Raw genomic sequence first — 9,347 nt, forward strand, 5'->3', positions numbered from 1 at the left:
AGTTTATTAAACTGGCACTTTAGTATTAATTTTCCATAAAAGTAACGCAAGAACCAAAGTTTGTAAGCCTATGCTTGGTAAAAGTTTTAGACTTAAATATCGTAAAAAGTATAGGCATGAAATTTAAATTATTTTAACTTTTACCATAAAAGTAGCGCAAGAGCCTATTTTCTTTATAAAACTGATGAATAGACGAAAAAGGCATAAAGAATATTAAACCTACCAAGCAAAAAAATTGTAGGTTGGGTGGAGGCTTTGCGTAACCCAACATCCTGATATCTGTTGGGTTGCGCTCCGCTCCACCCAACCTACGTCTAATGCACTTTAGTCCTGATAATCCTTGTTTTGAGCGATGATATCGTGTCTGGTTAAACACTTATGATATATGTAGGTTGGGTTGAGGAACGTAGCTTGCTTCCCGCAGGGTAAACCAACATTTTATCCTTGTTCACGTTGGGTTTCACTACCGTTCAACCCAACCTACATTGATAGATTTTATTAAAAGTAGTCACCCGAACTTGATATGAATCGCTCACTACAAACGTAGATATAACCTAAGCCTTCGCTACATAAGTTGCTATTATTATCTTGCGTTTCCAGACTTATGGGGGAAAAGTCAAATATTAGACCTGTCCGGCTGCCAACACTTGGGCTGCGGTCAAATCCAGCGTTGGAAAAGTTACAGACCTGATTAAGTCTTTTCCCTGAAACACAGTTTCTTCATACAACCCATCTACCAGAGTCAGCAAGGTAACTCGACCTTTATCAGCGTCAACAATCCAGTATTCAGGGATACCCCGTGCGGCATATTCAGAACGCTTGTAACGATAGTCTCTATCCTCATTCACCTTCCCAGGAGAGACAACCTCAACCACCATTATTGGGGAAGGCATATCTGGAGTAATCGTAGCTCGCCCACCTGCTAAAGCCGCTAATAACTCTTGCGTCAAAATCATCAAATCTGGCAGTCGCACACGAGTCCGGTTGCCTATCACCACGAGTTTTGTATCTTTGTGGCGAATGAGTTGAATCGGCACAAACTTAAGAAATTCCGACAGTAGATAAAGAGAAATTAAGTTATTTCTATCAGTTTCTGGCGGCATTTCGACCAACTCTCCATCCACAAGTTCGTACTGGATATCTGTGCCGTCATCATAGGCAAGATACTCTTCTAGAGTGAGTTTATTGACGGTTGTGGTTGTATTCATCGTCTTGATCAACCCCACTGCTCATAGTCGCTCTGGACATCTCCTAATTGTATCAGTTGAATAATTTGAAGCCTTAAAGATAGCACCTGAGCATATTCATTTTTTAATTTAACATGAACAAAATACTGCTATTAACCCAATAGTTAAGACATTTGAAGGAAGATTGTCTAGGTCAGAAATGGCACTGCAAGAACGACGGATGAATTAAGTAGTGCCATAGATTATCTGACTGATTAACTGCCTCTAGTCAAGCAACCACATCTCATTAGAACTATCAGGATACTCATTCGGTTGATTTTGAGGTTGATTTTGAGCCAGTGTTTCCGATGACCGATGTGATTTTTTGTAGTTAAGTGGATTGTAGTGGTCTTTTACTGGTTTGATCGCACTAGTTTCTACAGCTACAGCAGCAAGTTTAGATTTCTCTTCTGCTTTTTGTTTTAAAGCATTGATTTCTTCTATTAGTTGAGAATTTGCTTCTGCAAGTTGCAATGCTGTTTTTTTGGTTTCATCAAGCTCTTTGGTTAGCTGTTCTAGTAATGATTTTTGTTCTGATACAAATGTTTTTTGTTTAGATAATTTTGATTGCAAATCAGCAATTTCTTGTCCAAGAGATGCTTCTTTTTTATGGCTTGTTTCTAGATTACTTGTCAATTCTTTGACAGTTATTTCTAAATCAGCTTTAGTGGGACTTGTGCGCTTAGTAGAAATTGGCTCAAGTGGTTGTCCTAATGATTCTTCATCAGATGCAGCCTGTTCTTCGACAATTTTTTCGGCTGTAACTTCGATCGCAGATTCACCTTCTGGGGGTGTAAATTTTTGCGCCTCTTCTTGTAGTAAGTCAGAGAGACTTTGTTTCCTAGCCATTCTTATTTTCTCCAATCACGCTGTAATTCATCAGCTGCACGGCGGTAGTCTAATTCCGCCTCCCGTGCGTTTCCTCCTCGCCATTGAGTAATCGCTACACCTTCGAGTGCTGCTCGTTCATGAGCTTTATAGGCACGGATGAAGGTATTACAAGTAGGAATACCTAAGCGAGTCAGAGTGTTTTTTGCTTCTTGTGCTTCCCCCAGACTGCGCGTATCGACTTTGGTGAGCAATACCCGATGGGGGGTTCCCAAGGGGATGACGGCTTCCTTGACTGTTTCCACGAGGATTGCTAAATCCATTGCAGATGGGGGTGTAGGCAAAACTAGATAATCTGCGATCGCAACTACCGCCACTAATGCTTCAGAGCGCAGGGCGGGAGGTGTATCCACCACTACTAAATCGTAACCTGTTATCTTTCCTAAATCACTTAAAAGTGCGGGATCTGTTTCTTGAGATAAATCAAATCCCATACCCTGCTGACTGCGCCCAAACCACCAACTGGCAGAACCTTGAATATCTGCGTCAATCAGCAGCACCTTTTTTTTCTTCGCAAAGTTTGCAGCCAGATTGACTGCGGTAGTCGTTTTACCGACTCCTCCTTTACCGTTGAGAATAGCGATGATTTTTGGCACTGCTTGCTTCCGATGCTGCCTCTTGAGTGCTGAGTTAGGAGTGCTGAGTGCTGAGTTAGGAGAGACGCGATTGCGTCTGTACAAGAGTTATTATTATCCTCTTTGTCTTCTTTTCAGTTCCCAGTTTCCAGTCTCTAGTCCCCAATCATGAATATACCGCTTTCTTTGACACTCTCAGGTCTAAAGACACTGAGATTCTTAGTTCATCGACGTACCTTAAAATCATCCATCCTTTCGGCAATACTTAAACCTGAAACCCGTTTATTAAACAAAGTTTCTAGTCTAATTTGGTTGACCCCAGTGGGCATCATCTCCCTAAGCGTTAGTAGAGAATCGCTTCTCTAGTTCCCGTATGCCCTACGGTACTTTGTACAATCAATAAATAGTGTGTTTACTGGTCTGAATGCGCGTTGGCATCCTAGCTTATGTTTATCGTGGTGTTTTCGCTACCCACTATCCATTATTTTTTCCTAGCCAGTCGTTTTGGGTTTGGTTATCCATTTGTGCTAGCGGTTATTCTACCTGTGGCATAACTATATTATTCCACGCCCCGTACCAAAAATTAATTCTGAAAGCGGTTAAAACCGCACGAGTCGCTTAATCTGGGCACTAAAGTGGCTGAACTTTACGCTTACCGGCTAGTTTGTAACATGAAAACTCGTAACAATAAAATTTAGAAGCCATTAACTCCACAAAATTCTATGACAACTACTTACAATCTGCCTGATGGACCCCAAATGCCGCGCTGGTTGAGAATGATCAAGTTTGTTAGTCAGCCACTGAAATATGTGGATGATTTTGCCCAAATCTACGGTGACACTTTCACGATCAGGAGTAGTCGCTCTGATAACCACCTGGTATATTTTAGTCAACCCCAAGCACTTGAGCAGATTTTTACTGCTGATTCCAGCTATTTTGAGGTTGGTCGGGGGAACATCGGGCTAAAATTTTTACTTGGCGATCGCTCTTTTATGTTATCAGATGGCGATCGCCACCAGAGGCAACGGCAATTATTAGCTCCTCCCTTTCATGGCGAAAGAATGCGGGCTTACGGCGAGGAAATTCGGGAAATAACCCGACGGGTGACTAATGAATGGCAAATTGGTAAACCTTTTAATATCCGTGAGTCGATGCAAGAAGTTACCTTGCGTGTTATTCTACGGGTTGTATTTGGTTTGCATGAAGGCCAGCTGTTTGAGGAACTGAGGCGATCGCTAAGTGACTTACTAGATTTCATCAGTTCGCCCATAATGTCCAGCGCCTTCTTCTTCCGATTCATGCAAAAAGATTTTGGTGCATGGAGTCCCTGGGGTTGGATTTTGCAACAACGGCAAAAAATCGACCGACTTATTTATACTTTGCTTCAAGAACGTCGGGCTGAATCTGAACAAAATCGCCAAGATATCCTAAGTTTGATGATGGCGGCTCGTTACGACGATGGTCAAGGGATGTCGGATGAAGAATTACACGACGAGTTAATGACGCTGCTAGTTGCAGGACATGAAACTACTGCTTCGGCATTGACATGGGCTTTTTACTGGATTGACCATTTACCAGAGGTGCGTGAGAAGTTGTTACAGGAACTCAACACCCTTGGAGTTAACCCCGATTTAAGTAGTGTGGCTAAATTGCCCTATTTGACAGCAGTTTGCCAAGAAACATTGCGAATTTACCCAATTGCTATAAATGCTTTCTTGCGAGTTGTGAAGACCCCAATTACAATTATGGGTTACGAACTGCGAGAGGGAACGGTAATAGTACCAAGTATTTATTTAGCGCATCATCGGGAAGAAGTTTATCCACAATCCAAGCAGTTCAAACCAGAACGCTTTTTAGAAAGACAATATTCACTTTATGAATATTTACCCTTTGGTGGCGGTAATCGTCGTTGTATTGGGATGGCATTTGCCCAGTATGAAATGAAAATTGTCTTGGCTACTGTTTTGTCAGAATTTCAAGTATCGCTAGTAAATAAACGTCCTGTGCGTCCTGTGCGCCGTGGGTTAACTATCGCTGCACCTGCTGGAATGCGGATGGTTGCAACACCTCAAGTAAAGAGTGCGAATAAACCAGCGCTAGTTTAGGTAAGTAGGGTGGGGATTTTAATCATTGGTGTCAACTTAAGGTAAAACCCCTGTCCCACAAGGAACTGAAGTTCCTTGCTAATAACAAAAGTCATCTAAAAGATGACTAAATATTCCCCAAAATTTTTAGTCTACTTCAGTAGACTTTTGCTATTAGCCTTGGAATTCATTCCAAGGTGGGTGATGCTTTAATCATTGGTGTCAACTTAAGGTAAAACCCCTGTCCCACAAGGAACTGAAGTTCCTTGCTAATAACAAAAGTCATCTAAAAGATGACTAAATATTCCCCAAAATTTTTAGTCTACTTCAGTAGACTTTTGCTATTAGCCTTGGAATTCATTCCAAGGTGGGTGATGTAGCCAACAGATAAGCCATTTCTAGCTTATGTTGACACTAATGCACATTAATGCCCAGCTAACAGGTATAGGATTATGTACTAAAAATTTATGCACATTATCAGTCGTGCAAGACTTGTTGAGTTCTGGGAAAAGCACTCTAATGCACAAACTAGCTTCCGGTTATGGTACCAACTGACATCTGTAACAGAGTGGCAGAACTTGGTAGAGTTACGCCAGACTTTTCCTTCAGCCGATCAAGTTGGTAATTTCACAGTTTTTAACATAAGTGGTAATAATTATCGACTTATTACTTTGGTGGATTACAAATATCAAAAAGTCTTTATTCGCCATATATTGACACATTACGAATATGACAAAGATGAGTGGAAAAATGATCTTTAGTTTACTTGATGCTAACTATTATTTTTGGGGCAACAATTTTACAAATAAAGTTATAATTAATCAAAATCCCTATTAGGAATTGAAACTCTCAGATATCTGGCAAAATGACTCCTGGAACACCTGTTAATAAAACGTATATCGAATTACTCAAATCTTTTCCTCCTCGTCCCGTAACTTCCGAGGAAGAATTGCTGGCTACGCAAAAAGTAGTTGATTCCTTAGTTGATAAAGGTGAATTAACACCAGATGAACAAGACTATCTCAATGTTTTAAGTACTCTGGTTTATGAGTATGAACAAAAACATCATTCTATACCTGATATTCATGGCGTAGAATTACTTCAAGCAATGATTGCCGAATTTTGTTTGCGACAGAAAGACTTAATTCCTATCTTTAAAACCGAGTCTATTGTATCTGAAGTTTTGAGTGGACAGCACAAGTTAACAGTTAACCATATTGGCAAACTTGCAGAGTTTTTTCATATTTCGCCAGCTGCTTTTTTTGAATCATAAGAGTGAAAACTTTACAGATCCTGATCGCATCCAGACTTGACAGAAAGCCAACTGATGTAGCAAGATTCATTTAAGTCCCTTTCGTCCCACATCTCGAAGTGGGTAGGAGGCAATGCATGATTGGCAGTATTTCTTTAACCACGATCGCAGCAATCTAAATCAAGGCACTTACCGCATCTTTGAGCCGGAGTGGAAAGCAGAGATTCTCCACTGGTTCAGCCAAAAGGATGTAGATAAGCAGCAGAAAGAAGATTTTATCCAAGCTTTAATAGATTTTGATGACGGTTGCGGCGACTTTTATCGGTATCGCGCCTATTTTTTGGCGGCTGAAGCTTTATCCCAGTTCCCAGAATGTAGTTTGGGTGATGCGATTGTAGAACAACTCCTCAAATGGAGTTATACCTATTTTCGGCAAGATAAGCGAGATTGGCAGATACTTCCTCAACCTCTGGTGAAAACAGCTAGAAAAACTCTGGAATTAACTGATAGAAAAAGGGTTATTGCGGCTTTTGTGCATTTAGTTCATACTACTGAAAGTCGTTCAATTCTCCGAGTTGCAGCCGAAAAGTTAGGAACACTCGATCCGGGTAATAAAAGTGCGATCGCAGCTTTATTACTGCCAATGAAGCAAGATAAATCTGACTATTGGTGGTTTGGAATTGGTAGCTTAGGGAAAATTTGCTATGGCAATGAAACTGCGATCGCTGATTTAATCCAATTTATCAAAATGAAGCCTGATGAGATCACAAATGAGTGGTTGACTTTAGAAGACATATATGAGAGTGCGATTAGAGCTTTAGGAAACATAGCTTATGGCAATCGAATTGCGATCGCTACCCTGATTGATTTCATTCAAAGATACAAAGATCATGTGATTTGTTCAGATGCAACTAAGGCTTTGTGGGATATTGATCCAGGTAATCCAATAGCATCAAATACTTTAGTGCAGATTCTCGAAACTACCGAGAATACATATTTGCTCGATATGTCTATTAGATATCTGATGGTAATTGATCCAGGTAACAAAGCTGCAATTGCTATTTTAACTGAGAGAATTAAAACCACTGAGAATGAATTTTTCCGTTGTAAGGCTGCTTTATGTCTAGGAAAATTCGATTCAGGTAATAGAGTAGCAATTACCACTTTATCCAAAATACTTGAAACTGCTGAGGAGGAATGGGTGTATTTTTATGCAGCAGATATACTAGCACCAACTAATGACTATCAGCAGAAAATAATTAAAGCCATCTGGAAAATGGTTAATTTAAAAGATGAGCGTACATCTCTAAGTGCGCTCTTTGTCTTGCTGGAAATAGACTCCAATAATCAACAAGCGTTTGAGACTCTAATTCGGCTATTGAACACTACAAAGCATGAATCAATTTTGACAAGTGCTGCTTATAATTTACAACAATTTAACCTAAGTAGAAAATTAGAAGCAGAGAAGCTAAATGAACTAATCGCCGTCTTTATCAGATTCATTCAAACCCATCATTATCTTGAAGTTGAAGAAGATGAAAATGAAGATTTATTTCCTTTGGAGCGGCTATCCTATGAATCTTGTCTTTTAGATATAGCTGATAATTTGATAAGCATCATCCAAAGCGAATATTTACCACAAGTAGTCACAACCCTAAAAGACTATCTAAGTAAACAGTTCTACAAAAACAATTCATATCGCTACGAAGCCGTATTTAACATCATCTGGCATTGTGCCGAAAATCTAACTTACCCAGATTTCCACAAAGCAATCAACTAAACAATAAGCGCAGAGTTCTTCTCCTCCTCCGCGTTCCTCTGCGCTTCACTCCGCGTCCCTACCCTGCGGGAAGGCGAAGCGCCTATGCGTTAAAAAACAATCTCCTCCCTCATCCTCTCTTCCAGCACATCCAATAACCCATCCACATCCTTCCCAACCTCCTCAAAACAAATCGGTGGTACTGGTTCCGGTGCAAACTGAATTAACTTAATTTCCCCCTTCCCAATCCCAATCATCACAACTTCCACATCCGGTTTGTGATTCTCCACAATTCCCAAAATTTCCTGAAGCCGATTATCAACCTTAATATTTAACTTCTCAATCTGCTCTTTCGGACAATAAACAAAATGCGGCGTTGGTTGCAAATCAATACCAACAGTACCAAGACTTTCACCATTTGCTAACCATAATCCCCAAAACAGCGCCGCTAACTCATGCTGATTTGCTTTGACAAACTTATCCAACTGGCCACGCCACTTGTTATCACCTGATTCTGGTTGACTATTACCAAAAAACATAAATAATTCGTAATGAAGACACAGACAATAGGCGAAACTTATCTCAAACCTGACTGTACACGCCAGAGGCCGGAATAAATACCGTCTTTCTCCAGCAATTGCTCATGGGTTCCCGACTCTACTAATTTCCCATGTTCCATGACATAAATGCAATCGGCATTGCGGATAGTGGAAAGACGATGAGCGATCGCAATTGTAGTTCTATCTACTGTAATCCGTTCTAGCGATCGCTGGATTGCCGCTTCTGTTTCATTATCCACTGCGGAGGTTGCCTCATCTAAAATCAGAATCGGGGGATTCTTTAAGACTGCACGGGCGATCGCAATTCGTTGTCTTTGTCCACCAGATAACTTTTGTCCTCTTTCCCCCACAATTGTCTCATAACCTTCGGGCAAGTTAACAATAAATTCGTGCGCCTCCGCCACCTTTGCCGCCGTGATAATCTCTTGTTCTGTAGTTTCAAAGCTGCCATAGGCGATATTCTCAGCTACAGTACCATGAAATAGAAACACATCTTGACTCACCAAGCCAATGCAACGGCGTAAATCTTGCAAATTCAAACTTTGTAAATCAATCCCATCGACAGTAATACTTCCCGTTTGCACCTCATATAATCGCAACAAAAGCTTGACTAAAGTGCTTTTACCAGAACCAGTTGAACCGACAATTGCGATCGTTTTTCCTGCGGGAATATCCAAAGACAGATTTTTAATTACGGGAAATCTATCTTTATAGGCAAAATAAACATTTTTAAATTGCACTTCACCCCGCACATCATTCACAGGTAAGGCCACATTTCCTGTATGAATAGCGATAGGAGTATCTAATAAATTCATAACTCGATTAGTAGAGGCCATTGCCCTTTGAAATTGGTCAAAAGTTTCGCCTAATCTAGTTAAAGGCCACAGCAAGCGCTGAATTAAAAACACTAATACGCTGTAAGTTCCTACAGACATCTTTCCAGAAACCGCAGCCATCCCACCGTATAAAAGTAATGCCGTAAAACCCACCAAAATCAGCATCC

General features: G+C 40.6%; 9 protein-coding genes. 4 read left to right on the forward strand and 5 right to left on the reverse strand.

Annotation, left to right across the window (positions count from 1 at the left end; genetic code table 11):
• Positions 1-623: 623 nt before the first annotated feature.
• From HWQ37_RS16395 to HWQ37_RS16405, 3 genes are all read right to left on the reverse strand, one after another.
• Entirely contained in the window at positions 624-1,208 is a 585-nt protein-coding gene (locus HWQ37_RS16395; RefSeq protein WP_292748698.1) for a Uma2 family endonuclease, read from the reverse strand.
• A gap of 243 nt (positions 1,209-1,451) precedes the next feature.
• The gene (locus HWQ37_RS16400) at positions 1,452-2,075 is read right to left on the reverse strand and encodes a hypothetical protein (protein ID WP_292748699.1); all 624 of its coding nucleotides are present in this window, start codon (positions 2,073-2,075) and stop codon (positions 1,452-1,454) included.
• A gap of 2 nt (positions 2,076-2,077) precedes the next feature.
• The gene (locus tag HWQ37_RS16405) at positions 2,078-2,710 is read right to left on the reverse strand and encodes a ParA family protein (protein WP_181930437.1); all 633 of its coding nucleotides are present in this window, start codon (positions 2,708-2,710) and stop codon (positions 2,078-2,080) included.
• A gap of 701 nt (positions 2,711-3,411) precedes the next feature.
• Between HWQ37_RS16405 and HWQ37_RS16410 the strand changes: the two genes are divergently transcribed.
• The 4 genes from HWQ37_RS16410 to HWQ37_RS16425 all read left to right on the forward strand — a co-directional run bounded on the left by HWQ37_RS16410 (position 3,412) and on the right by HWQ37_RS16425 (position 7,805).
• Entirely contained in the window at positions 3,412-4,794 is a 1,383-nt protein-coding gene (locus HWQ37_RS16410) for a cytochrome P450 (RefSeq protein WP_292748700.1), read from the forward strand.
• 446 nt (positions 4,795-5,240) lie between these two features.
• Positions 5,241-5,534 carry a type II toxin-antitoxin system HigB family toxin gene (locus HWQ37_RS16415; protein WP_292748701.1) on the forward strand — a complete coding sequence of 98 codons (294 nt, stop codon included), beginning with the start codon at positions 5,241-5,243 and terminating at the stop codon, positions 5,532-5,534.
• Positions 5,535-5,638: 104 nt separating this feature from the next.
• Complete coding sequence (locus tag HWQ37_RS16420) at positions 5,639-6,046, forward strand: helix-turn-helix domain-containing protein (protein ID WP_292748702.1); 408 nt, start codon at positions 5,639-5,641, stop codon at positions 6,044-6,046.
• Between the two features lie 112 nt (positions 6,047-6,158).
• A complete protein-coding gene (locus HWQ37_RS16425; protein WP_292748703.1) occupies positions 6,159-7,805 on the forward strand; it encodes a HEAT repeat domain-containing protein in 1,647 nt (548 codons plus the stop codon).
• 89 nt (positions 7,806-7,894) lie between these two features.
• Here HWQ37_RS16425 and ccmS read toward each other — a convergent pair whose 3' ends face one another.
• Positions 7,895-8,323, reverse strand: coding sequence for a beta-carboxysome assembly chaperone CcmS (gene ccmS / locus HWQ37_RS16430; RefSeq protein ID WP_292748704.1), 429 nt, complete (start codon positions 8,321-8,323; stop codon positions 7,895-7,897).
• A 38-nt stretch (positions 8,324-8,361) separates the two neighbouring features.
• On the reverse strand, positions 8,362-9,347 hold a 986-nt coding region (locus tag HWQ37_RS16435), incomplete at its 5' end, for an ABC transporter ATP-binding protein (RefSeq protein WP_292748705.1).

It is taken from the genome of Nostoc sp. NMS4 (assembly GCF_017115095.1).
Taxonomy (GTDB): domain Bacteria; phylum Cyanobacteriota; class Cyanobacteriia; order Cyanobacteriales; family Nostocaceae; genus Nostoc.